The 22,895-nt window shown below is 63.2% G+C and carries 31 protein-coding genes and 2 tRNA genes; 19 read left to right on the top strand and 14 right to left on the bottom strand.

From position 1 onward, the window contains the following. Position 1: 1 nt before the first annotated feature. A tRNA-Gly gene (locus HCU64_RS22450) sits at positions 2-76 on the bottom strand. 189 nt (positions 77-265) lie between these two features. On the opposite strand from HCU64_RS22450, the gene HCU64_RS22445 reads away from it, so the two are divergent. The 4 genes from HCU64_RS22445 to HCU64_RS22430 all read left to right on the top strand — a co-directional run bounded on the left by HCU64_RS22445 (position 266) and on the right by HCU64_RS22430 (position 3,083). Next, on the top strand, positions 266-961 hold the full coding sequence (locus HCU64_RS22445) for a Maf-like protein (RefSeq protein WP_233386517.1): 696 nt from the start codon (positions 266-268) through the stop codon (positions 959-961). Continuing rightward, positions 961-1,164 (top strand): DNA gyrase inhibitor YacG, encoded by a 204-nt coding sequence (locus HCU64_RS22440; RefSeq protein WP_233386515.1) that lies wholly within the window; start codon positions 961-963, stop codon positions 1,162-1,164. The genes HCU64_RS22445 and HCU64_RS22440 overlap by 1 nt, the downstream gene beginning before the upstream one ends. A gap of 82 nt (positions 1,165-1,246) precedes the next feature. Next, positions 1,247-1,322: transfer RNA gene (locus HCU64_RS22435), tRNA-Phe, on the top strand. 87 nt (positions 1,323-1,409) lie between these two features. After that, on the top strand, positions 1,410-3,083 hold the full coding sequence (locus tag HCU64_RS22430) for a DUF6538 domain-containing protein (RefSeq protein WP_233386514.1): 1,674 nt from the start codon (positions 1,410-1,412) through the stop codon (positions 3,081-3,083). Positions 3,084-3,155: 72 nt separating this feature from the next. On the opposite strand, the gene HCU64_RS22425 is transcribed toward HCU64_RS22430, so the two are convergent. Beyond that, positions 3,156-3,509, bottom strand: a complete 354-nt coding sequence (locus HCU64_RS22425) for an ArsR/SmtB family transcription factor (protein WP_233386513.1) — start codon at positions 3,507-3,509, stop codon at positions 3,156-3,158. Positions 3,510-3,608: 99 nt separating this feature from the next. Between HCU64_RS22425 and HCU64_RS22420 the strand changes: the two genes are divergently transcribed. Continuing rightward, positions 3,609-4,316 carry a sigma-70 family RNA polymerase sigma factor gene (locus HCU64_RS22420; protein ID WP_442786001.1) on the top strand — a complete coding sequence of 236 codons (708 nt, stop codon included), beginning with the start codon at positions 3,609-3,611 and terminating at the stop codon, positions 4,314-4,316. A gap of 563 nt (positions 4,317-4,879) precedes the next feature. Here the strand turns inward: HCU64_RS22420 and HCU64_RS22415 are convergent. From HCU64_RS22415 to HCU64_RS22410, 3 genes are read right to left on the bottom strand one after another with little or no spacing between them, the layout of a single operon-like run. Next, entirely contained in the window at positions 4,880-5,398 is a 519-nt protein-coding gene (locus HCU64_RS22415) for a phosphorylase family protein (RefSeq protein ID WP_233386512.1), read from the bottom strand. A 36-nt stretch (positions 5,399-5,434) separates the two neighbouring features. Continuing rightward, positions 5,435-5,563: a hypothetical protein gene (locus tag HCU64_RS25340; RefSeq protein ID WP_267922595.1), complete on the bottom strand. Its 129-nt coding sequence runs from the start codon at positions 5,561-5,563 to the stop codon at positions 5,435-5,437. Positions 5,564-5,570: 7 nt separating this feature from the next. Continuing rightward, on the bottom strand, positions 5,571-6,242 hold the full coding sequence (locus tag HCU64_RS22410; RefSeq protein ID WP_233386511.1) for a class I SAM-dependent methyltransferase: 672 nt from the start codon (positions 6,240-6,242) through the stop codon (positions 5,571-5,573). A gap of 65 nt (positions 6,243-6,307) precedes the next feature. On the opposite strand from HCU64_RS22410, the gene HCU64_RS22405 reads away from it, so the two are divergent. Then, entirely contained in the window at positions 6,308-6,973 is a 666-nt protein-coding gene (locus HCU64_RS22405; protein WP_233386510.1) for an ArsR/SmtB family transcription factor, read from the top strand. A 191-nt stretch (positions 6,974-7,164) separates the two neighbouring features. Here HCU64_RS22405 and HCU64_RS22400 read toward each other — a convergent pair whose 3' ends face one another. The 6 genes from HCU64_RS22400 to HCU64_RS22375 form a co-directional block, all read right to left on the bottom strand. Next, positions 7,165-7,734, bottom strand: a complete 570-nt coding sequence (locus HCU64_RS22400; RefSeq protein ID WP_233386509.1) for a hypothetical protein — start codon at positions 7,732-7,734, stop codon at positions 7,165-7,167. Positions 7,735-7,748: 14 nt separating this feature from the next. Continuing rightward, the gene (locus tag HCU64_RS22395; protein WP_233386508.1) at positions 7,749-8,468 is read right to left on the bottom strand and encodes a cytochrome c biogenesis CcdA family protein; all 720 of its coding nucleotides are present in this window, start codon (positions 8,466-8,468) and stop codon (positions 7,749-7,751) included. Between the two features lie 9 nt (positions 8,469-8,477). After that, entirely contained in the window at positions 8,478-8,864 is a 387-nt protein-coding gene (locus HCU64_RS22390; protein ID WP_233386507.1) for a thioredoxin family protein, read from the bottom strand. Between the two features lie 34 nt (positions 8,865-8,898). Beyond that, positions 8,899-9,477 (bottom strand): rhodanese-like domain-containing protein, encoded by a 579-nt coding sequence (locus HCU64_RS22385; protein WP_233386505.1) that lies wholly within the window; start codon positions 9,475-9,477, stop codon positions 8,899-8,901. An 8-nt stretch (positions 9,478-9,485) separates the two neighbouring features. Continuing rightward, entirely contained in the window at positions 9,486-10,307 is an 822-nt protein-coding gene (locus HCU64_RS22380) for a quinoprotein dehydrogenase-associated SoxYZ-like carrier (RefSeq protein ID WP_233386504.1), read from the bottom strand. Between the two features lie 144 nt (positions 10,308-10,451). Further along, positions 10,452-11,255: a pentapeptide repeat-containing protein gene (locus tag HCU64_RS22375; protein ID WP_233386502.1), complete on the bottom strand. Its 804-nt coding sequence runs from the start codon at positions 11,253-11,255 to the stop codon at positions 10,452-10,454. A gap of 202 nt (positions 11,256-11,457) precedes the next feature. On the opposite strand from HCU64_RS22375, the gene HCU64_RS22370 reads away from it, so the two are divergent. Then, positions 11,458-12,132, top strand: coding sequence for a Crp/Fnr family transcriptional regulator (locus HCU64_RS22370; protein ID WP_233386500.1), 675 nt, complete (start codon positions 11,458-11,460; stop codon positions 12,130-12,132). Between the two features lie 122 nt (positions 12,133-12,254). Next, complete coding sequence (locus HCU64_RS22365) at positions 12,255-13,292, top strand: YeeE/YedE family protein (protein ID WP_233386586.1); 1,038 nt, start codon at positions 12,255-12,257, stop codon at positions 13,290-13,292. 4 nt (positions 13,293-13,296) lie between these two features. Here the strand turns inward: HCU64_RS22365 and HCU64_RS22360 are convergent, their stop codons facing one another. Both HCU64_RS22360 and HCU64_RS22355 read right to left on the bottom strand, forming a co-directional pair. Further along, positions 13,297-14,295, bottom strand: coding sequence for an MBL fold metallo-hydrolase (locus HCU64_RS22360; RefSeq protein WP_233386498.1), 999 nt, complete (start codon positions 14,293-14,295; stop codon positions 13,297-13,299). Between the two features lie 2 nt (positions 14,296-14,297). Further along, the gene (locus HCU64_RS22355; protein ID WP_233386496.1) at positions 14,298-14,624 is read right to left on the bottom strand and encodes an ArsR/SmtB family transcription factor; all 327 of its coding nucleotides are present in this window, start codon (positions 14,622-14,624) and stop codon (positions 14,298-14,300) included. A gap of 209 nt (positions 14,625-14,833) precedes the next feature. Between HCU64_RS22355 and soxC the strand changes: the two genes are divergently transcribed. Genes soxC through HCU64_RS22300 form a run of 11 tightly spaced genes read left to right on the top strand, consistent with a single transcriptional unit; the run spans position 14,834 to position 22,376 of the window. Beyond that, entirely contained in the window at positions 14,834-16,123 is a 1,290-nt protein-coding gene (gene soxC / locus HCU64_RS22350; protein ID WP_442786000.1) for a sulfite dehydrogenase, read from the top strand. Further along, positions 16,107-16,775 carry a c-type cytochrome gene (locus HCU64_RS22345; RefSeq protein ID WP_233386495.1) on the top strand — a complete coding sequence of 223 codons (669 nt, stop codon included), beginning with the start codon at positions 16,107-16,109 and terminating at the stop codon, positions 16,773-16,775. The genes soxC and HCU64_RS22345 overlap by 17 nt, the downstream gene beginning before the upstream one ends. Before the next feature lie 20 nt (positions 16,776-16,795). Beyond that, positions 16,796-17,143, top strand: a complete 348-nt coding sequence (gene soxX / locus HCU64_RS22340) for a sulfur oxidation c-type cytochrome SoxX (RefSeq protein WP_233386494.1) — start codon at positions 16,796-16,798, stop codon at positions 17,141-17,143. Between the two features lie 13 nt (positions 17,144-17,156). After that, positions 17,157-17,645, top strand: a complete 489-nt coding sequence (gene soxY, locus HCU64_RS22335) for a thiosulfate oxidation carrier protein SoxY (RefSeq protein ID WP_233386493.1) — start codon at positions 17,157-17,159, stop codon at positions 17,643-17,645. Positions 17,646-17,677: 32 nt separating this feature from the next. Further along, positions 17,678-17,989, top strand: coding sequence for a thiosulfate oxidation carrier complex protein SoxZ (soxZ, locus tag HCU64_RS22330; protein ID WP_233386492.1), 312 nt, complete (start codon positions 17,678-17,680; stop codon positions 17,987-17,989). After that, on the top strand, positions 17,986-18,846 hold the full coding sequence (soxA, locus tag HCU64_RS22325; RefSeq protein WP_233386491.1) for a sulfur oxidation c-type cytochrome SoxA: 861 nt from the start codon (positions 17,986-17,988) through the stop codon (positions 18,844-18,846). The genes soxZ and soxA overlap by 4 nt, the downstream gene beginning before the upstream one ends. A gap of 8 nt (positions 18,847-18,854) precedes the next feature. Continuing rightward, positions 18,855-19,163 carry a hypothetical protein gene (locus HCU64_RS22320; protein ID WP_233386489.1) on the top strand — a complete coding sequence of 103 codons (309 nt, stop codon included), beginning with the start codon at positions 18,855-18,857 and terminating at the stop codon, positions 19,161-19,163. After that, complete coding sequence (gene soxB, locus HCU64_RS22315; RefSeq protein ID WP_233386487.1) at positions 19,163-20,941, top strand: thiosulfohydrolase SoxB; 1,779 nt, start codon at positions 19,163-19,165, stop codon at positions 20,939-20,941. The genes HCU64_RS22320 and soxB overlap by 1 nt, the downstream gene beginning before the upstream one ends. Continuing rightward, complete coding sequence (locus HCU64_RS22310; RefSeq protein ID WP_233386485.1) at positions 20,938-21,405, top strand: DsrE family protein; 468 nt, start codon at positions 20,938-20,940, stop codon at positions 21,403-21,405. Before soxB ends, HCU64_RS22310 begins: the two co-directional genes overlap by 4 nt. A gap of 13 nt (positions 21,406-21,418) precedes the next feature. After that, positions 21,419-21,874 carry a DsrE family protein gene (locus HCU64_RS22305; protein ID WP_233386583.1) on the top strand — a complete coding sequence of 152 codons (456 nt, stop codon included), beginning with the start codon at positions 21,419-21,421 and terminating at the stop codon, positions 21,872-21,874. Further along, positions 21,861-22,376: a GlcG/HbpS family heme-binding protein gene (locus tag HCU64_RS22300; RefSeq protein ID WP_233386483.1), complete on the top strand. Its 516-nt coding sequence runs from the start codon at positions 21,861-21,863 to the stop codon at positions 22,374-22,376. The genes HCU64_RS22305 and HCU64_RS22300 overlap by 14 nt, the downstream gene beginning before the upstream one ends. Positions 22,377-22,409: 33 nt before the next feature. On the opposite strand, the gene HCU64_RS22295 is transcribed toward HCU64_RS22300, so the two are convergent. Then, positions 22,410-22,877, bottom strand: coding sequence for a DsrE family protein (locus HCU64_RS22295; protein ID WP_233386582.1), 468 nt, complete (start codon positions 22,875-22,877; stop codon positions 22,410-22,412). Positions 22,878-22,895: the final 18 nt, after the last annotated feature.

The raw sequence follows: 22,895 nt of genomic DNA, 5'->3' as shown, positions 1-22,895 counted from the left end.
GTGGAGCGGGCGATCGGGATCGAACCGACGACATTCAGCTTGGGAAGCTGACGTTCTACCACTGAACTACGCCCGCGGTGGCTTCGCGTGTGAACGAAGGCCGGCTGCATCCCATTGGTGCAGGCGGCGGACCATAGCAGAGCCGTTCTGATTGTCCACGGATCGGGAGCGGGCCGCAGCGTTCCCTTGGCGGACCGTTTCGGCTAGCGTCCGCGCCGCCTCTGCACCGCGCAGCAAGGGCGTTTTTCTTCCCTACGAAGCCCGAATGAGCGCCGTGACGACGCAGACCGCCACCGAGCCAGCCGTTGCTGCAGCCCAGGCTTCCGCGAAGCCGGATCCGGCCGCGGCGCCGAAGCTTGTATTGGCTTCAGCCTCTCCCCGGCGGCTCGCCCTGTTGCAACAGATTGGCATCGAGCCGGATGCGCTGCTGCCCGCGGATATCGACGAGACGCCGCGCAAGTCGGAATCGCCACGCGAACTCGCTCGCCGGCTCGCCCGGGCCAAGCTCGAGGTCGCCCGCGAGGCGGCGCGGCGCAATGACATGCTGCACAACGCCTACCTCGTCTCCGCCGACACGGTGGTCGCGGTGGGGCGGCGCGTGCTACCCAAAGCCGAGCGGCTCGACGAGGCCGCCGACTGTCTGCGTCTGCTCTCCGGCCGCCCGCACCGCGTCTACACCGCCGTCTGCATTCTCTCGCCGAAGGGCCGCCAACGAGAGCGCCTCGTCGAAGCGCGCGTGCGCTTCAAGCGGCTCTCTTCGCGCGAGATCGAGAGCTATCTCGGCTCGGGCGAATGGCGCGGCAAGGCGGGCGGCTACGCGATCCAGGGGCTTGCCGGAGCCTTCGTGATCAAGCTCGTCGGCTCCCAGAGCGCCGTGATCGGCCTGCCCCTCTATGAGACAATGAGCCTGCTGGAAGGCGAGGGCTTCCCGGTCCGCCATGGCTGGGGCGCGCCGGCCTGATGGCACAACCACCTGTTCCCAAGCGCGAGTCCCCCCTCGCGCCGTGCCCGATTTGTCGAAAGCCCGCTGCCGAGGCCTTCGCCCCGTTCTGCTCGCAGCGGTGCGCCGATGTCGATCTCGGCCGCTGGCTCGGCGAGCGCTACACCATTCCCGGCCCTGATGCCGATGGCGACGAAGGGCAAGACGAGGGCGGTTCGCATTGAGCCGTCAGAGGGCGCTAGACACCGCCCAAGCGCTTGACTATACCGCCGCTCCAGCCGTGGGGCGCTCAGCACTCCGCCGCTCGCCCAGGTAGCTCAGTTGGTAGAGCATGCGACTGAAAATCGCAGTGTCGGCGGTTCGATTCCGTCCCTGGGCACCATCAACCCTCTAAGTGGTTGATGCGCGAAGAAGTACTGGCAGATCATGAAGTTAGCGAGCCCGCGTGCTACACAGCGGTGCTACACACATGGTTCTGTCGATGTCTCGACCACAGTTGCATCCTCGCACCCGAACCTACTGGCTGCGAAAGCGAGTTCCTGCCGACTTAGTGGCCGTCGTCGGCCGCAAAGAGGTCACCCTAAGCCTGGGAACGAAGGACCAGGCCGAAGCCAAACGACGCTACGTCGTGGAGTTGTCCAAGCTCGAAGCGCAATGGGAAACGCTGCGGAACGGACCATTGAGCCTGACCGAGCGCGAAGCGCACGAAATCGCGGGTGCTTTGCATGACCGGTGGCTAAGCCGGTACAGGGACGAACCAAGCGCTCAGACCTTCTGGCCGGTTGATGTCGGAGCCCGTGTCTTCACCAGACGCGCATGGGATCAATCCTTGTCGCCGGTCGAAAACCTCACTGCCGCGGAACCCGCCTTTGCGCGGTTGCTGCAGCTGGAACAGTGGTGCAGCGCAGCCGCGGACGAGGAGCTGCTTGCTCGTGGCTTGCGCACGGATCCCGACGGCCACCGCAAAGTTGCGAAGGCGATTGGGGCGGCGGTTCAACGTGCGAGCTTGACTCTGCAACGGATGGCCAAGGGTGAGCTACTTGCCGATCCACCGCCGCCGATCTCCGCTCTTCCTGCGCGATCAAGTGCCCATAAGCCATTGCAATCAGCATCAGAATCTAAAACGGGTAAGGTGGTAGACACCGCGGCACGCGTGACGCTTAGCGGTCTAGTCGAGAAATGGTGGTTGGAGGCGGAGAAGGCCGGCAAGTCACCGTCCACTCGCGAGTCTTATACGAACACGATGCGGAACCTTGGCGCCTTCCTAAAGCACGACAACGCGACGCAAGTGACCTTCGAGGACGTGATCGCGTTTAAGGATCACCGGCTGGCGAGCACAGGCCGCAGCGGCAAACCGATCTCGTCGCGCACGGTAAAGAATAGCGACTTGGCAGGGCTCAAGTCAGTATTCGGCTGGGCGGTGGCAAATCGGCTGCTGTCTGAGAACCCCGCCTTGGGCGTGACGGTACAGTCTGGCGCCCGGGTGCGCATGCGCGACCCCTCCTTCACGACGGAGGAAGCGACAGCGATCCTGCGGGCGGCCCTTGATCATCCGCGGGGCACAGAGCTAGCTCAAACTTACGCAGCTAAGCGTTGGGTCCCGTGGCTGTTGGCCTTTACCGGCGCACGAGTGGGCGAGATCGTCCAGATGCGACGTCAGGACCTGCGCAAGGTGAAGATTGAAGGGCATCCGGGAGACACCTGGGTCCTAACGATCACGCCCGAAGCCGGCACCGTGAAGACGAAACAAGCACGTGAGGTGCCGCTTCATCCGCAGCTGATCGATTTGGGCTTCGCGGCGTTTGTGGAGAACAGTTCGGACGAGCGGTTCTTTCTCGTGCCAGACGCTAAGGGAGGCGTTGCCGGGCCACTGCAGGGCGTGAAGAACCGACTGGGAGAATTTGCACGGAAGCAGGTCAGCGATCCAGGTGTCAGCCCGAACCATGGTTGGCGGCATCGCTTTCGATCCGTCGCAATCGAAGCAGGCGTCCCTGAGATGGTCATCGATGCAATATGCGGCTGGGCGCCTCGAAATGTCGGCGGACGCTATGGGTCAGTGCTTCAAAAACCGCGTGCAGATGCGATTGCGCGATTGCCCTGGATCAAGCTCTCAGCGAACGAAACGCAGTTGACGTCCGACTAGCGCCCGACCTTGCCGTTCCGTATCCCCAACGCAGTGCCCGATAGCAGCCGTTCGTTGGTGAAAACGTCGGGCTCAACGACATCCGGTTCCCCCGCAGTTCTTAGATTCGGAGGCGGCGGACGTATCACATAGCTCCGGCCGACCGCCGCAGCAGTCCTTCATCAGGAAGTCGACAACGCCGGTCAGGGCCTCGGGGACTGCTGTATAGATGATCGATGTCGCTTGCCGATGTGCGCGAACGAGCCCCGCCTCCTCCAAGCAATGGAGGTGAAACGTAAGCGTCGAGCCGCTGCAAGCCAGCGTGCTCCGGATGCGCCCAGCAGGCATCCCATCGGGCACCTGGACGAGGAGCAGCCCAAGGATCTCCAGGCGCAGCTCGTGAGCCAGCGCTGAGAACACCTCAACTGCAACGGGAGCATTTAGCATAAGAAACCGGGATCATTTAGCACAGGTTCATATTTTCACTGGTATCGAAATTAGACGTGTTCTAAACAGCTTGGCCGTATGGCCGGAGGCTCCTGTAGAATGTCTGATGGCGTATTAGAAGCGCGGTTGGGCTCGTCACCCTCCTGCATGGACGTTCAGTATTCGGCGGCCATCCATGAGCACCTCAAGGTTCCGTTGCAGGACTACTTCGAGCTTTCCGAGAGAGAACCCATCCCATCGGCACTTTCCGGTCTGCTGGCTCGATTTGAACAAGCCTTGGCGGCCAATAGTGAAGCGGTCACTTCGAATTTCCGCGAGGATCTAATCAAAGCTCTGCCGGCACTGCGGACTTTTGCTGTCTCGCTCACGAGAAATATTCATCGCGCTGACGATTTGGTCCAAGAAACATTCCTAAAAGCATGGGCAAATCATCATCGCTTCTCGCCGGGCACAAACTTCACGGCGTGGTTATTCACAATCCTGCGCAATCACTTTTACAGCGACATCCGCAAGAAGCGGCGAGAGGTCGAGGATGCCGATGGGATCCATGCGGAACATCTGACCGCCTTGGCAGACCAGGAAGATGCATCGACGCTCCAAGCTGTCTGGAAGAAGATCGAGAAGTTGCCGCTGACCCAGCGTCAAGCCTTGCTCATGGTAGGAGCCGAAGGTTGCACCTACGAAGAGGCAGCGAACAAGCTTGGCTGCCAAGTCGGCACCGTGAAAAGCAGGGTTAGTCGCGCTCGATCTTCACTCGTCGAGGCGTTAGGGGCGGTCGTCCCAGGACAAAGCCATGCGGATCTCTGAGCGCGGAAGCCAGATCAAAGGGGTCGAAGACCTTTGTCGAGAGGCTCGTCAACGCCTCGACTACGGAGGGAGCTTCCGCCTTTGCGTGTTGCTCGACATGATCTTGGTCGAGCTGGCACAGACATCGGCTCGCCCGTCCGTCGATGCCCCTTCGGTGGTACGCGAGAACCCAACCGCTAGACGATCTGGAGGATCAGAAATTTAGGTTGCGGCTATGCCGAATTGAACGGCCATTCCGGATCCCTGACCATGGGCTGCGGATGGTTTCGGAACCTAAACGGAACCCTTTGAGCAGATTCGCTCCCCGAAGCGCGCTCATTTCTTACCAAAGTCCTTAGTTTTATAATAATTCTAAGGAATGTCGGAGGCGGTCGCCATCGCAGACGAAAATTGGAGGCCATCGCCGGCTTAGTGGCGGATGCTGTGCCGGATCGCCGATACCGGTCCTCTTCGTAAGATCGAGCGCTACGACATGGTGACCGTGCGATCGCTCCATGCGCGGGGAATGCTCCGCCGTCGAGATGCAGGCAAAGACGGGCCTCGCAATCCAGGTCGATGGTTCCTCACCCGGCAAGCCGAACTGCTCCTGGCCTTTTCACCTCGTGCCAGGGCCTAGAAGAGATGGACGGCCCGACGGCACGGCTGTTGGCGGCTGTGATCGCTTCCGGCGTTTCGCGGCAGGGCGCGTCAGTAGTCCAGGTAGAGCCGCGCTCCACCGGCTCGACAGCCTCGGCGAGAGCCGGGCCGATGGCGGCAACCAGAGCCGGGTCAGCCCCCACATAGTCGCTCGCCGGCAGGTAGTGGTAGCTCATGCCTCCATCGCGCAGAGCGCGCTCGATCAGGATGAAATACGGCGGTGGACGGAGGGCCGTGATCTGCCCTGACGACGTGATGCTGAGAAGCAGGCGGCAGCCGGAGCCAAACATCTGTTCGGCGAGCAGCACGGTATAGGCGGCGCCAACGGCGCAGCCGACGATGCCGTGATCGCGACCTCCAAGCGCAATACCGTCCACGGTGCCGTTGTAACAGGCCCATCCTACGACCGGCCGCGCTCGGCCGGTGGCCCTAAGACGACGAACCATGTCGCCGTCCGGATCGAGAACGCAGACCTCGGGCGCTCAAAACTCGGGGATGTTCTTCTGCCGGCGCGCCTCCCGCAACAGGTTCTGCGGCGTGAAGGCCGAGACGGCCTGAGGATGCTTGTCGCGCAGAATCGGCGGCAGACTGCGAAGATTGTGGTTGTTCATAGGCCGCTCACGCAACGCGTCGAAACACACTGAACTGGAATGCCTGTATTGCCCCCGATGGAGTCGTGTGCTCGTGGCGCTGAGTACGGACCCGGACGAAGGGGGCGCCGAGCGTCCGGGCCAGAGTGTCGGCATCGTAGCGGACGACCGGGAGGCCGCTGCAACGCTCTGGGCCGTCCGGTGCGAAGGTGCCGATTACGGCGTGGGCACCCGGCGTTAGCGCCTGGGTCAATCGGGCCAAGTAAGCGGCGCGGTCAGCCTCCTCGGTCAGGAAGTGGAATGCCGCCCGGTCATGCCAGACCACATAGGCCTGGGGAGGCACCCAGCGGACGGCATCATCGACGAGCCAGTGCACGGCCGCGGCGCTCGAACCGAGGCGCGCTTTGGCTGCGGCGAGAGAAGCCGCCGACAGATCCAGTACAGTGACGTTCGCAAAGCCCCGGTCAAGCAGGTGGTCAACCAGACAAGCGGCGCCGCCGCCGACATCCACGATGGCCGCATCTGGCGAGCCGGCAAAGTGGGTGACCAGATCGAGCGAGGGCTGGGGAGCTTCCTGAAACCAGCTGACGTGTCGTCCGCCGTGGCGGACGTAGGCGTCCTGCCAATGTGCCTGACGCACAGGCACGTCGGCGCTCGCGGCCAGGCTCGCAAAATCCGATGGAATCTCATAGGTTTGCATGGGTCAGCCGCTTATCTTGCATTCGTTCAATCGTTCACGTGAACGTTCCTATATTGAGGGATTTTGTGTCAAGCATCGGACCGAAGCACGAGATATTCGCCAGCTTGGCCGAGATTGCGCAGGCGCTTGGGCATGCACATCGGCTGGAACTTCTGGAGCATCTGGGCCAGGGCGAACGCAGCGTCGAGGAGCTAGCAGCGTGCGCGTCGCTAACTTTCGCCAATGCCTCGCGTCACCTGCAGATCCTGCGTCGAGCCTCACTGGTCGCGACACGCCGCGACGGCAAGCGGGTGCTTTATCGTCTTGCCGGCGAGGGCGAGGTCATCGCGCTTCTGAAGGCGCTCAGCCGCGTGGGTGAACGCAATACGGCCGAGGTGGAGCGCGTCATGAACGCCTATTTTCGAGCCCGGGACGGTTTGGAGGCGGTCTCACGGGCTGAACTCACCGAACGCCTGCGGCACGACTTGGTGACGGTCTTGGACGTCCGTCCAGAAGCCGAGTTTCGGCTTGGGCACCTGCCGAGGGCCCTCAGCATTCCCTGGCCCGAGTTGGAGCTGAGGTTGGGCGAGTTGCCGCCGGACCGTCCCGTGGTCGCCTATTGCCGCGGGCCGTTTTGCGTCCTCTCGTTCGAAGCGGTGGCGGTTCTGCGGGCGCGTGGCTTCACCGTGCATCGGCTGGAGGACGGCTTTCCAGAATGGAAGGCAGCCGGCCTTCCCGTCGAGGCGGCCTGACGGCAGAGGCTGCGAGCTCATTGGCAAATCGAAAATGTCTGATTTTCGGTTCTGCCAAAGCGTGAGCGGACAGGCTGCTCTCCACGCGTTTCATTCGACCGCTCCGCGCCCATTCCGGTCGTCCAGGGCCAAGAAGCGCGGGCTCGAAAGCGGAAGTGATCGCGTTGGAAACGAGGAAAGCTCGCCTGCAATTAATGGATGATCAGAGTCTCTATCCACCGAGTCCGAGGCTCGATGTCCGTTCGCGCGTCAGGGCCGAATGGGGGCGTGTTGGGCTCATTCGGCGGAGCGGCGATATCGTTGAGGTCGACCGACTTCGGCGTTCCAATGATGCCCGCGTCGGTGAGCTTCATTGCGTAGTATAGGCCGTTCGAGAGCTTGGCCCCATAGTCGGCCGGCGCCTTGAAGAAAAAGATCAGGCTGTGTTCGAGCCAGGAAAGATCGGACCCGCTTACGGTTCTTGGGTTCCCGTATGGGTATGGCACGTGACACTGCAACTCCGGTCCCTCCAGACATTTGAACTCCCGCATCGACAGGAAGTGGTCCCGGAAGTCCTTTAGGTCGAGAGCAAGCGCGAACTTGGTCTTCTCGCCATCCGGTTTGAAGGTCACGGTACCGATGGGAATCGTAGCGCCATCGCGCGTGCGAAGCTCGACTTGCTTCTTGCCCTGCATGTCCCAAGCTGACGCCCCGGCGGGTGCCAGGGAGCCCAGCACCGCGAGCAGTGGACCCGCGAGGCAAGCGACGTTTGATTTCGGCATTGTTGTGCGAGGCCTCAGAACCGGGTCGTCAGATTGGTGATCCATTCAGGCGAGGCGTTCACTAGTGCCGTCTCCAGGGCCTTGTCGTAGCCGGAGAGAATGACGCCCCCGCTCACCACCAGGATCACGCCGAGCGCCGCTTTCAGGCCCTTGCCGGCGCTCATCATCCGGTCGCGCCAACGCATCAGAACCTCGCGCGACAGGGTGCCGAGCAGGAGCAGCGGCAGCGCCGCCCCTAAGCCGAAGAGGAACATGGTCAGGGCCACGGCGCCGAGGTTCTTGCCCTGGGACGCCATGAGCGACGCAGCACCGAGCGTCGGGCCGACGCAGGGGCTCCAGACCGCCCCGAGCAGAAGGCCCACGCCGAATTGGCCGAGCAGACCCGCCGTCGAGAACCCGCCGAAATGGTTTTCGGTCCAATTGCTCATCGGACCAGCCGCCACTGCCAGCCGCGTCTGCGCCGCCGGCACCATCAGCACGAGGCCGATCAGCACCAGCAGGATCGCGGCAACGGTCCGAAAAATATCGGTGTCGAGGCCTATGGCGAAGCCTACCGTGGCGACGAACAGACCGATTGCCACGAAAGACAGCGCCAGCCCGGCCGCCAGTGCCGCCGGCCCGAGGCGGTGTTCCGATGCCGCCGCACCGAGCACCAAAGGCAGGAGCGGCAGCACGCAGGGCGAGAGCACGGAGAGGACGCCGGCGAGGAAGGCCAGGCCGAGGGTGGTGAGCATGGTCGGGTCTCAGAGTGCCTTTTCCACCAGCCCCTCAATCCATTCCGGCTGTGTCTCGCCGATGGACCGGCCCACTTCCTTCTCGCCCTTGAATGCGATCAGCGTGCTCTGCATGCGGGCGTTCAGCGTCTTCAGGGCAGCCTTCTGGCTGTCGAAGTCGACGTCGAAGACCTGCAGGTCCTTGAACCGGGGGTCCGTGCCTAGCTTCGAGAGGATCGGCTTCTGGGTTTTGCAGATCGGGCACCAGGGCGCGCTGATTTCGACCAGGACGGGCTTGCCGGCCTTCTGCGCGGCCGCGAGGGCCTCTGGTGTGTACGGCACGAAGTCCGCCGCCTGGGCGACAGGAATCCCGAGTGCCGCCATGGTGACGAGAGTGAGGAGGGAGCGACGGATCATCGGGGTCGGCCTTTCGGATGGATGGGAGGTGCGGTTACTGGCCGGCAGTCGCTGGCTGTCGTGCAGCCCATTGCTTGTCCGGGCGCGACACTGCGGTGTCGTGGCCGTCCTGCCAGCCGTCGATTCCCTGCGGGAACCAGTGAACCTGCCGGTAGCCCAACGCGACGAGACGCTTGCCGAGGTTCCAGCTGCCCCAGCAATCCGGATGGCAGTAGGTCACCACGGGGCGATCGAGATCGCCGCCGGTCAGGTTTGCGACCCGGGCTTTCAGCGTTTCCTGGGCAGCCGCGTCGAGGTCGCCGTCGCCCGAGCCCGGCAGCCAAGTACTACCAGGGATGTTGCGGTGGACCGGAAACCAGAGTCCGCCCGGTGGCAGTCCAGCCGGCTTGTGGTCAAGGTCAGACACGTCGAGGAGCACCGGCTTGCGCTCCGCGATCAGCTTGGCGAGTGCGGCGGCGTCAATGACCGTCGCACCCTTCAGGGTCGGCGGGGTGTAGCCGTGCAGGGCGCCCTGCCAGTAGCCCTCCGGCTCCTGCACCGCGATGGGGGAATCGGCGGGCGCCCCCGCCACGAGGAAGACGGCGGCCGCGGCAACAAGCGGAAGACGAAGCATCACCCGCCTCAGTTGCTCGCCGCGCGGACCGGGAAGCTCTTCTCCCAGTGGCCGCCCTGGTTGTCTGAGGCGGTAACCTTCATCGGGCCGCTGCCCTCAGGCAGGTAGGCGAAATTGATGACTGGGTTCGAGGAAATCGAGATATCACCGTCCATCGTGAACACGCTCTTGTCGCCGTAACTGACCGTAATCTTCTGGATGTAGCGGGCTGGCGTGTAGTCGCGGGAGACCTGGTTCATCTGCATGCCGGAAAAATTCGGGTGGCGGATCATCAGGGTTGCCTGCACGGGCTTGCCGGGCTGCGTCTCGCCGAACTTCATCCGCATGTCGCCCATGCCTTGCATGGCCTCCTCGTCGCTCATGCCCATGGGGGCCGAGCAGCCGCCGGATGCCTTCACGTACTCGGTCGATTCAACGAACGAGCCGTCCTTCATCTGCGCGACGGCATGGACGTCTGTATAGTTGTTGACGCGCACCCGCAGCTTCAGCTCGCCTGGGTCGGCCGCGGGGCCGAAGACGAAATGGGCGGCGTAGGGCGTCGGATTGTCGTCGATGATGAGTGAAAGCTCCGCGATCTTATCCTTATCCGGCACGGTCAGGGTGATCGGCACCAGGGAGGCATCCTCCGCGCGCTTCGGTGCGTCGATCTTCACGGCCGCGCCGCCCGGCTGGATCGTCTTGCCTGGGAAGATCTGCTGCTTGATCTCGCTCCAACGCTCCGCGCGTTGAGCCTCGCTGTCACCGGCCGCAGCGTGGGCAGATCCGATGGAGATGACACCGGCGAGGGCGAGTCCCGAAAAAAGGACGGACGTCGGGCGCGCTATTCTCATGGCGTTCTCTCCTAAATTTGTTGGACGGGCCCGTCGTGCGCAGGCCTCCTCGAGCCTAGGCATAGATTGCGTTGGGCCCTGAGTCTGTGACCTGAGTCACCAAAGCCCAGCAACGCACTCGATTTCGGGAAATCGGAAAGAGATTTAGCGTCCTCCGTCGGTAATGGCTTGGTCGACGTTGACGAGGCCCGACCAGTCCTTGGCACTGTCTCGGCCCTTGAGTTGCTGCAGCTTCGCGCCGCTGACGTCGAAGCCCTTGAGGTTCGCCCCAGCAATCGTGGCACCCGTGAGATCGGCTCCCGAGGCATCCGCGGCGGTGAGCACGGCGTCGGTCAGGTCCGAGCCCTTTAGGTTTGCGTAGTCGAGCTTGGCGTGGCTGAGGCCGGCTCCCTTAAGTCGGGCTCCTTCGAGATTCACGTTTGTGAACACCGTGCCCATCAGCCCCATGGACTGGTTCTTGAGGTCGGCGTTGCCATTGAGGTCGGTTAGGGTCGCACCGCTGAGGTTGGCGCTCGAAAAATCGCCGATAGGCTTGGCCTTGCTGAGGTCGGCCTCAGAGAAGTTGGCGTTGCGTGCGGTGATACCGAACATATCGGCGCCGACGAGCTTGGCGCCGCTCAGATTGGCCTTGAGGAGCCAAGCTTGCTGCAAATTGGCACCGCTAAGGTCGGCGCCCTTCAAGTTGCTGCCGTTGAGCCGGGCCGTCCTCAGGTTGGCCCCTTTCAAGTTGAGGCCGGACAGGTCCAGTCCCGACAGGCTCCTGTCCGAAAGATCGATCGGCTTACCGGCAGCCCTGGAGATGAGACCTTCGACGTCGGCCCGGGTCATCTCGGCCTTGGTCATCTTCTCGGAGTTCATGTCGACGCCGAGCAGCATGTCCTGGGCTGCCAAGGCCGGCCCTGTGGCGGCAATGATCGAGGTCAGCAGGAAGAGGGTGTGGATGCGCATGGCGTGTCTCCCGAGGTTGCCGGGATGCCTTGAACGACTGTCGTCGAGCCGGATCCCGGCTTATGGATGATCGATAGAAATGATATGCCGACGATGCCGTCCAAGTCGGTGACCTAGGTCACGCAGACCGTGGAGGGTGGGAGAAACTTCCAAAAATGACCGGGCGATCCCGCATCGTACCGGCGACAATCGGACGCCACGCATGCCCGCACCCCATCAAATCGAGCGCTGGATCGAGCGTTTTCCCCTCATCAAGAACTTTTCCGCCTCGCATCTGCAGATCGCTCGCGGAACAGTGCATTTCCCAGTTCTTGAAGCAGGAGCCGTCGCATACGTACTCGACGGAGCCTGCGTGAACTATCTCATGTGCATTGATGGCAGGACCCGCGTCTTTCGGATGTCCGAGGCCGGCCGCGAAGTGTTGATCTACAAGGTCAGCGCCGGCGGAACCTGTGTCCTGACGACTCAATGCCTACTCGCGGGAGGCGGCTTCCCAGCAGAGAGCATCGCTGAAGAACGCACTGAGTTGGCTGCCATTCCGACCGAGACGTTCAGGCAACTCATGACCGAGAGTCCAGAATTCCGAGCATTCGTACTGGACGACTATTCGAAACTCATGGCAAGCATGTTCACTTTGATCGAGGAGGTTGCGTTTGCTCCATTGGAGCAACGTCTCGCCAGACGGTTGTTGGCGGAGGCCGATCGGAACGGAGTAGTGCACACAACCCATCAACTACTTGCTGCCGACGTCGGCAGCGTACGCGAGGTGGTCAGTCGGATCTTGGCGCAGTGGGCCGAGGCCGGTCTAGTCGTGCTGCGACGCGGACAGATCGAACTGGCAGACCGAGCTGGCCTGGCGTCCATCCGCCTTCATTGAAATCTGGCTCGCGTCTGGCTGTCGCAAGATCGGAAAGCTTTGCGGAAGACGGCCGGATCTCAGTTCACGCAAAAATCCGTGAAGTCACGGTGGCCCCGGTCAATGGGGTGATGGGGGAGGAAATGGAGCCGCATCTCGTCCGTGCGGTCCTCGGACTCTTGATCGGGTCTGTGCTTGGCTATGCCGCAAGACGTGGCGGATTTTGCACGCTCGGCGCGTTGGAAGATGCCGTCTATGGCAAAGATACACGGCGACTGCGCGCCTGGGCCCTCGCTATCGCCGTGGCAATGGTCGGCGTGCATATCCTCAACCTGGAGGGGCTCGAACTCCACCGGACCCTCTATGCCTCCCCACAGCTCGAACTCGGGCCTCTGGTCCTGGGCGGCCTGACCTTCGGGTTCGGCATGGCACTCGTCGGCAATTGCGCCTTCGGCAATCTTCTGCGGCTCGGCGGCGGGGACCTGAAGGCACTGGTCACCCTTCTCGTTGCGGCTGTCTCCGCCGTCATGGCGATGCGGGGGCTGACGGCCCTCGTACGGGTCGTGGCAATCGATCCCCTCAGCATCCCGATGCCCGACGGACGCTTCCAGCTCTTGCCCGATCTGCTCGGTGTGGGACGCACAGCATCGATGATGTTCGCGATCGCCTGCGCGTGCCTTCTCACAATCTACGCCCTCGCGGACGGAGCGCTCCGGAAGGACCGGAAGTTGACGGCTGCGGCGGTCGCGATCGGCCTCTGCGTCACCGCAGGGTGGTGGGCGACGGGATTTGCAGGGTTCGATTCTTTCGGAACCGATCGGCCCGTCTCACTGAGTTTTGCGCGGCCGGTCGGCGACACCATGCTGTTCGCGATGCTGGCCTCCGGGATGCAGGTGGACTTCGGTATCGCGTCGGTGATGGGAGTACTGCTGGGCGCCTTCGTCGAAGCACGGCAGGCACGCCACTTCCGTTGGGAAGCGCCGGATGATGCAAGCGAGTTACGGCGTCACATCTTCGGCGCGTTCCTCATGGGCACCGGCGGCATCACCGCTCTCGGCTGCACCATCGGCCAGGGCGTGACCGGTATCGCCACGCTTTCCATAGGGTCGGCCATCGCTCTGGCGTCGATCGCGGCCGGAGGCCGCGCCGGCCTTTACTATCTAGTGGAGTGGCGCGGCTGACCGCCTATGGCTCGGCCTTCTTGCCGTCACCGAAATTCGCGCCCTCGAGTTCGAGGAAGACCCGGTAGGCATTGCCCCGGTTATTGGCGGCGAAGGCCGGGAGCTTGTCGTAAGCGGACCAGTCGGCGGCCCGATAAGCTGCATCGAAGTCGGTCCACGTATCGACCGCGGCCTGCATCACCCGCCTGACGTCCGCGATGTATCCTGCAGTGAATGCAATGGCTTTGGCCGCCTCGCTGGAAGGCTCGCCATGGCCGGGAATGATGAACCCCGGCTTCAATTCTTCGACCTGCTTCAGGGCCGACAGCCATCGGCCGGTATCAACATCATCGCTGTTCATGTGCGGAATACGGCCGTTCTGTACGATATCTCCAGCAAAGAGCACCCCGTCAGGCTCGATCATCATCATCATATCGCTCGCCGAATGGGCGGGCCCGGCGTAGAGCAAGACCAAGCGCTTACCGCCAAGCGTCAGGGTCGCGCGCTCAGCAAAGGTGATGTCGGGCGGGACGATCCGCGTGCGTTCGTCAACCCAGGGGAAAAGCGCTCCTTGGCGCTGGCGCAGGCGCGCATCGGCACGCTCGTCGGCGGTTTCATCGTTCTCGCGGTACTCCGCCGCCCGCTCCTGGGCGACCACAACAGCGCCGGTATGATCTTTGAACGCCTGAAGGCCGTAGATGTGGTCGGCATGGTAGTGGCTCACCACGACGTAGCGCACCGGCTTGTCCGTGACTTTCCGGATCTGCTGCAGCAATGCCCACCCGAGGCTCGGCGTGCCGAGAGCGTCATACACGACGACGCCATCGTCGGTGACAACGAACCCGCCGTTTGAGGTGTTGCCCTCATTGGCTTGGTTCGGCACGCCGGTATTCCCGATGCTGTAATAGATCGGTTTGCCAGGCACTTGAGCGATCGATAGAGCCTTGCCGATCGGAGCGTAGTCCGACGCGTGCGAAGGCGTTGCTAGCAAGATAATCAATAGCAACGCAACGCGCGGAACCATGATCACAGATCCTTACAATAGAGTTTCTTCAGTAAGCCTATGACTGCGACCGCGTTTGGATCCCTGATGCTGTAGTAGAGCGTCTGGGCCTCTCGCCGGAAAGTGAGCACTTCGTCCTCTCGCATCCGCGCAAGATGTTGGGACAAGGCCGACTGGCTGAGACGAAGTTCCTCCACCAGGGCGCCAACGGTCATCTCGCCACGGACAATAAGCAAGCAAGCGATCATCAGACGATGCTCATTTCCGAGTAGACGCAGCAACCGCACTGCGTCCGCGGCTTGATCCGCGAATGCCTCTAATGTCGTCTCGTCGATCGTTGCTGCCTGCATGGTCTCGCGGAACCGAATTGGCCCGTTTCAAGTCGGGCTGGGGATCTTCAGTCGTTATATTCGATCAAACACATCGACAATGACAAGCTCAGTCCGGCGGACGACCTGCTGTGCTTATATCAGATTTTTCTAATTTAGCATTGACTGATGCAAAGGGCCTGGGTAGCCCTAATGGAAAGGCGCAGGCCAATCAAATCGGGAGGAAGCCGGTGACGAACCGGACCGACGCGCGCACGCCGCCAGGCGGAGCGTCGACACGAGCGCTTGGGCGTCGCAACTTCCTGCGCCTCACGGCGGCCGGCGCCGGTAGCGCTGCGCTTACCGGGTTGGCTCGCGCACAGGAGGCGGGACCGCCTACGGAATATCCCTGGTCGCAAAGCCTCGGAGCGGGCGTGGTCGATAGACCTTACGGCCAGCCCGCTGCACAGGAAGCGGGCGTGATCCGCCGCAACGTGCCTTGGCTCACGGCGGGTACGGAGTCCTCGATCAGCTTCTCCCCGATCCAGGATCTGCAGGGCATCATCACACCCAACGGTCTGTTCTTCGAGCGCTACCACGCCGGCCGAGTCGATGTGGACCCGGAGCAACATCGCCTCATGATCCACGGGCTCGTTGAGCGCCCGTTGCTGCTCTCGATGAGCGACATCGTCCGCTACCCGTCGGTATCGCGCATCCACTTCATCGAGTGTCCGGCCAATGGCGGCATGGAGTGGCGTGCGGCGCAGCTCAACTCCCTGCAGTTCACCCACGGCATGATCTCCTGCGCCGAATGGACCGGCGTGAAGCTGTCGACCCTCCTCGACGAGGTCGGTGTGAAGCCGGAGGGCAAATGGGTGATGTTCGAGGGTGCGGACGGTGCCCACATGAACCGCTCGCTGCCCCTGTCGAAGTGCCTGGACGACTGCCTTATCGCGTACGGCCAGAACGGCGAGGGGTTGCGGCCGGAACAAGGCTATCCGCTCCGTCTCCTGGTGCCAGGCTGGGAGGGCAACGTCAGCGTCAAGTGGCTGCGGCGCATCAAGATTGGCGACCAGCCGTGGTTCACGCGCGAAGAGACCTCAAAGTACACCGACCTGATGCCCGACGGAAAATCCCGGGGCTTCACGTGGCAGATTGACGCCAAGTCGGTCATCACCTTCCCGTGCCCGGAAAAGCCGCTCACGAAGCCGGGGCTATACGAAGTGCGCGGCCTAGCCTGGACCGGCAACGGCAAGGTCAAGCGTGTCGACGTGTCCTTCGATGGCGGGGCGAACTGGCAGGCCGCTGCCCTTCAGGAACCCGTTCTGTCGAAGGCCCTCACCCGGTTCTCCCTCCCCTGGCAGTGGGACGGAAAGCCTGCCCTGCTCGAATCCCGAGTGATCGACGAGACCGGCTACGTGCAACCGACCATCGCGGAGTTGCGCAAGGTCCGAGGCGTGAACTCCGTCTACCACAACAACTCGATCCAGACCTGGCAGGTGAAGCCGGATGGCAGTGTTTACGATGTCCAGACTGCTTAAGCCTTTCCTCTCCTTCGCGGTGTTCGTCTCGCTCGCGGGCCCAGCCGCAGCCGGGGAAGCCCCGCTCTACGGCTACGGCACGCGCCCGACGCAGGCGCAGATCGATGCCTGGAACATCGACGTGCGCGGGCATGACGGCGTCGGCCTACCTGCGGGCAGTGGCAGCGTGGACCAAGGCAGCGAGGTCTTCGCCGAGAAATGTGCCGCCTGCCACGGCACCTTCGGCGAGGGCGTCGACCGTTGGCCCAAGCTCGCGGGCGGCGAAGGCACCCTGCGGGCGGATCGGCCGGAGCCGACGGTGGGCAGCTACTGGCCCTTCGCGTCGACCCTCTACGACTATATCGATCGGGCGATGCCGTTCCCGAACCCGCGGACGCTGAGCCCAGATGAGGTTTACGCGCTCACCGCCTACATCCTGAACCTCAACAACCTCGTGCCCGGCGACTTCGTGGCGGACAAGGACAGTCTGCCCAAGGTCAAGATGCCCAACCACGACAGCTTCACATGGGAAGACCCGCGGCCCGACACGCGTGCCGAGCCGTGCATGACCAACTGCCGCGACCCCAAGGAAATCGCCATCACCTCGACCGCCGAGGGCAAGACCCTGACCCCGCGCACGACGGGGCCGCTCGACGACATGCAGCCGAAATGATGGCCCCCGGAGGAAGCCCCATGCATCGGCACCCTTTCACGGCACTCCTGACCGCTGCCCTCGTCCTCGTTCAGACGGGCACCGTCCTGGCGCAGGGCGATGCGGCCGAAGGTAAGGCCATCGCCTTCGATCGAGGCCGGGGCAACTGCCTGTCGTGTCATGCGATCCCCGGCGGTGATCTGCCCGGCAATATCGGCCCGTCGCTCGCGGGACTGAAGGAGCGCTACCCGAACCGCGAGGACGTCGTCGCGATCATCCGGGACGAGACCCTGCGCAACCCGGAAACGGTGATGCCGCCGTTCGGCCGGAACCTGCTTCTTACCGATCGGGAGATCCGGTCCGTCGTCGAGTATCTGTATTCGCACTGAAAGGAAGGCCGTCATGGCTGCCTGTGACAGCAAAAAGTTCGACCGTCGCTTCGTCCTGCAGGCGGCAGGTCTCGGGAGCGTCCTCGCGGCGGCCTCCTTCGCGTATCCAATCCGGGCCTCTGCGAACACCGACGCGGCCTACCCGGCCGACGCCTTCAAGCAGAAGGGCGAGGCGGAGGCGGTCAAGAAGCTGTTCGGGCAGGCCGCCGTGGCCTCGGACAAGGTGAAGCTCGACGCCCCCGAGATCGCCGAGAACGGCGCCGTTGTCCCCATCTCGGTCAGCACTGACCTGCCGGACGTCACCTCCATCGCGATCCTCGTCGCCGAGAACCCTAGCGCGCTGGCCGCCCTCTACAAGTTCGCGCCCGGTACGCCTCCCAGCGTGGCAAGCCGCCTGAAAATGGCGAAGACCACGCCGGTCATCGCCGTCGTGGAGGCGGGGGGCAAACTCTACAGCGCGACCAAGGAAGTGAAGGTCACGGTCGGCGGTTGCGGCGGCTGAAGACACTCACACCACGACGGGAGGAATAACAAATGCCATCGACCATCCGCGTGCGCGCCAGCGCCGGCGCCGAGCAGACCGACGTCCAGTCGCTCATCCAACATCCCATGGATTCCGGCTACGTGAAGGATGCCAAGGGCGAGCTGATCCCCGCGCACTACATCGAGACCGTCACCTTCGAGCATGGCGGCAAGGTCGTGTTCACGGCTTTCTGGGGACCGGCAGTCTCCAAGGATCCGTACCTGAAGTTCAAATTTTCGGGCGGCAAGAAGGGCGACGACCTCAAGGTTACGTGGACCGACAACTTGGGCAAGACGGACTCCTCCGTCTCCAAACTCGGATGAAAGCCCTCCTCGCCCCGGCGGCCGGGCTTGCCTTGGCCCTCAGCATCGCCATTCCTGGCATCGCCGACGCATGGGCGGCCGAGATGGTCGACCCAAAGGCCGACCTGAAGACTTTCCAAGCCTACTTCTACGAAAAGTTCCCGAACGTGAAACACGAGGATTTCGTGAACGGGCCTTATTCGATGGACGAGGGTATGCGGAAGCAGTGGGAGGAGAAAGAAGAGTTTCCTCCTTACGACTTCGCTATCGAAAAGGGGAAAGAGCTGTTCGAGACACCGTTCAAGAACGGCAAGACCTTTGCCGACTGCTTCGAGAATGGCGGCATCGGCGTCCGTCAAAACTTTCCGCGCTTCGATCTGAAGCTCGGCGAAGTCGTGACGCTCGAATACGCGGTCAATCGCTGCCTCACCGAGAACGGCGAGACGCCCTATTCCTACGTCAAGGACGAGATGGCTGCCGTGACGGCCTACATGGCCTCTACGTCGCGCGGAAAGCCGTTCGCCATCGATGTGCCGAATGACCCCCGGGCGCTCGCGGCGTACGAGGCGGGCAAGCAATACTTCTACACCCGCCGAGGGCAGCTCAACTTTTCCTGCGCGAGCTGCCACGTGCAGAACCCCGGCAACCGGATCCGAGCCGAGGTGCTGGCTCCCGCTCTCGGCATCACCGCGGCTCTGCCCATCTACCGCTCGGAATGGGGCGGCATGGGCACGGCGACCCGCCGCTACATGTCCTGCAACAGCCAGGTGCGCGGCACACCACTCGCCCCCGACGACGAGCTGTATCGCGACGTCGACTACTTCCTCTCCTTCATGAGCAACGGGCTGCCGATCTCCGGCCCTGGGGCTCGTCCGTGAGGTTCCGAATGGTCTCCGCCTTCGCACGTACGGCCCTCGTCGCCCTCCTTCTGCCCGCCTCGGCCGTCCTGGCGGCAAGCGCCCAGGAGACGAAGGAGGCCTATTCGGCGGCCAAGGCGCTGTCCGATAAGGCGGCCGCCAACAAGAACCAGTGGCCGGCTACCTTGACGGCCCTCGCCGCCGCCAAGGCCGCGATCGAGGCAGGCCGTCACGACGAGGCGCTGTCCAAAGCAAAAGAGGCCGAGGCGCTCGCCCGCGCTTCGATCGAGCAGACCGAGCGGGAGAAGACGGCTTGGAAGGATGCGGTGATCCGATAATGCGTGACTTCGACGGATCGAATGCGGGGCTGCCCCGGCGTCGGCTTCTCCAGGCAGGCGGCGCGACCCTCGCGCTGCCTTTGCTGTGGCGGCGCACCCTGGCCCAGGAGGCGGGCGCCGGCCTCTACGACCTGAAGACATTCGGCAATGCCCGACTGCTGCACATGACCGACACGCATGCCCAGCTGCGGCCGGTCCTGTTCCGGGAGCCGAGCGTCAACATCGGCATCGCGACGATGCAGGGCCGCCCTCCTCACCTCGTGGGAGATGCGTTCCTGAAGCGCTTCGGCATCGCCCCCGGTAGCCGTGAGGCCTACGCCTTCACCTATCTCGACTTCGAGGACGGCGCGAAGCGCTACGGCCGGCTGGGCGGCTTCGCGCATCTGAAGAGCCTCGTCACCCGCCTGCGGTCGGAGGCACCGGGCGGGCAGGCCGTGCTCGTGGATGGCGGCGACCTCTGGCAGGGCAGCGGCCTCGCGAATGCCCGGAAGGGCGCCGACATGGTCGAGGCGGCAAACCTGCTCGGCATCGAAGCGATGACCGGACACTGGGAGTTCACCTATGGGCAGGAGGGCCTTCGGGCCAACCTCGACCGTTTCAAGGGCGAGTTCCTGGCGCAGAACGTGTTCCTGACCGAGGAGGCGGCCTTCAACGAGTCGCCGGCCTTCGATTCCGCCTCCGGCCGGGTGTTCAAGCCGGCGACGATCAAGGCGTTCGGCGATCGCCGCGTAGCGATCATCGGACAGGCCTTCCCCTACGTGCCGATCGCCCATCCCAAGCGCTTCACGCCCGACTGGACCTTCGGCATCCGCGACGCGGAACTGCAGGCCCTGGTGGACGACCTGCGGGCGAAGGAGAAAGTCGATGCCGTGGTGCTGCTCTCGCACAACGGCATGGATGTCGACCTCAAGCTCGCGAGCCGAGTCGCGGGCATCGACCTGATCCTCGGCGGTCACACCCACGATGCGGTGCCCGAGCCCGTCGCGGTGACGAATGCCCGGGGCAAGACGCTCGTCTCGAATGCCGGCTCCAACGGCAAGTTTCTCGCAGTCGTCGATCTCGATCTTGCGCCCGGTTCGTTGCGCGGCATCCGCTACCGCCTGCTGCCGGTCTTCGCCGACCTCCTGAAGCCCGATGCCGAGATGGAAGCGCTGATTGCCTCCCTCGATGCCCCGCACTCGGCGGAATTCGGGCGGACCCTCGCAACCGCCGAGGGTCTGCTCTACCGTCGGGGCAACTTCACCGGCTCGATGGACCATCTGCTCTGCGACGCCCTGCGTGGGCAGCTCGACGCGCAGATTTCCCTGTCGCCGGGCTTTCGATGGGGACCCTCGACGCTCGCGGGGGGCTCGATTACCGCAGCGGACGTTCTGGCGCAGACCGCGACCACCTATTCCGAGGTCTACGTCCAGTCCATGACCGGCGAGCAGATCCGTTCGATCATGGAGGATGTCTGCGACAACCTCTTCAACCCAGACCCATACTATCAGCAGGGCGGCGACATGGTCCGCGTCGGCGGCCTGAGCTATCGCTGCGAGCCGGGCGCCGCCAGCGGCAAGCGCATATCGAACCTCACTCTTACCGAAGGTGGCTCACTCGACCCGGCCAAGACCTACAAGGTCGCTGGCTGGGCCTCGGTGAACCCGCAGGAGGGCAAACCCGTCTGGGAGGTGCTGGAGGCCCATCTCGGCCATACGGGGAAGGCGACGCTGTCCGCCGACAAGCCGGTCGAGGTCGACGGCGTAGCGGGCAATCCTGGCTACGGCGGAGCAGCGTGAACGGGTTCAGCCTCTCGCGCAGGTTGCTGCTCGGCGCGGCCGTTGCGCCCGTTGCCGCGCAAGCAACCGAAACTGTTGGCGGCAACTCGGCGCCAGAGATATCCGCCTTCGCAGAACACCGCCTAGCTCTTCAATTGTCAGAGCGCGACCCGCATCGGCAGGATCTTTTGATCAGCATCGCCAACAACGTGCTGAAAGCGTACGGGCCAGACAAGAGTGCCATTGAAGTCGTCACCTTCGGCCCCGGCATTGACCTGTTACGGGAAGAGAGCCCCCGCCGCGCGGGCGTCGACAGCCTCGTCTCCCAAGGCGTCCGCTTCGACATATGCATGAATACCGTTGAGACCATCGCCCGCGAGACCGCGAAGCGGCCGGCGCTGAACCCGCACGCCATCCCTGTCGAGGCGGGGGTGGTTCAACTTATGACGCTTGCCGAGGCCGGGTATGTCCTGGTGCGGCCTTGATCAGGAATACACCATGCAACGGCCGGCCCGACGCCTGACCCTGTTCCTGCTGGCTTGCCTCGCAGCCGCTCCGGCTTCCGCCGCCGACGGAAGCAAGCAGCACCGCGTTGTGTTTCAAGTTGACACGGCCGACACGGCCACGATGAGCTTGACGCTCAACAATGCTACCAATGTCGTTGATTACTACCGCGACAAGAATGAAGAGGTCGAGATCGACATCGTCGCTTTCGGACCAGGCTTGGCGATGTATCGGGCTGACAAATCCACGGTAGCCGACCGGATCGCTCACTTCGCTGATTACGGCTTCCCGTCGAAGGTCCAGTTCTCGGCCTGCAACAACACCAAGACCGCCATGGAGAAGGCCGAGGGGCATCCGATCGAGCTGCTGCCGCAGGCCACGATCGTTCCGTCTGGCGTCGTGCAGATTATGGAGCGGCAGGAGCAGGGGTGGAGCTATGTTCGACCTTAAGGCGATCAACCCAGCCGCGGTCTTAGTCGCCCTCACGGGCCTGTTCCTTGCTCGACCAGTCGCGGCGGAAGATGCCGTCGTCACCTACAAGTCGATCTCACCCGATGTCGCCTTCGAGATTGCCCAAGCGGCTTTGAAGAAGTGCCGCGATGACGGGCTTCAGGTCGCGGTCGTTGTGATGGATCGGTTCGGGGCACCTCTGGTGCTGCTGCGTGACCGCTTCGCAGGGTTGCCCTCGGCAAATACGGCCACATCGAAGGCCTACACGGCCTTGAGCTTCCGCAGCACCACAGCTGAGTTCGCCAAGGGGATCGCGACGAACCGCCTCGATCCCAGCTTAGGGCGGCTGCCCAACATTGTCGCCATGGCCGGAGGCCAGCCTATCGAAGCAGACGGCGGCGTCGTCGGCGCGATAGGGGTCTCAGGCGCGCCCGGAGGCGACAAAGACGACGCCTGCGCCGCAGCGGGCATAGCCGCCGTACGAGACCGCTTGGACTTTTAGGTCCACCTGCTCGTCGCAAAAACTCTGGCTAGGCTACGGGTGAACGTAGACGAATCCCATGCCCTGCAGGCGCGCAAGTTCGGCCACTCCACTCGGTACGATATCGTCTTCTCTGACACCGTAAAGTGTATGCCAGTCAATATTTCGTTCAGTCAGCGTGTTGTTGCAGATAAGAAAGCGGACACCTTGCGTTTTGAGGGTGTCAATTCCTCCAGATAAATCTTTGTCATTCTGCGCGATCTGAAACAGGGATACTCCGTCGCCATGATCGACCACGCGCAAGTCGAGCCGATCTTTTCCGACCGCTTGGACGTGATTGCGAAGATTCCCAAGCAAGCGCTTGAAGTAGGTGACGTTGTCCGGTGGTCCGCCATCGTTGTGGTAGACCACTTTCTGGGAAGTGTAGTATCCGGGCGGCGCTTCGCCCAGCGCTAGTGCTGGCCCAACACCAAGGCCCAGCATTAGCAGGATGGTCGCGACTCGACTGAGCACACCGGTCATAGTTGCAGATGACGCCAT

Source organism: Methylobacterium sp. C25 (genome assembly GCF_021352225.1).
GTDB lineage: Bacteria > Pseudomonadota > Alphaproteobacteria > Rhizobiales > Beijerinckiaceae > Methylobacterium.
Note: the sequence above shows the minus strand (reverse complement) of the source record. Positions and strands in the feature narration are given on the sequence as shown.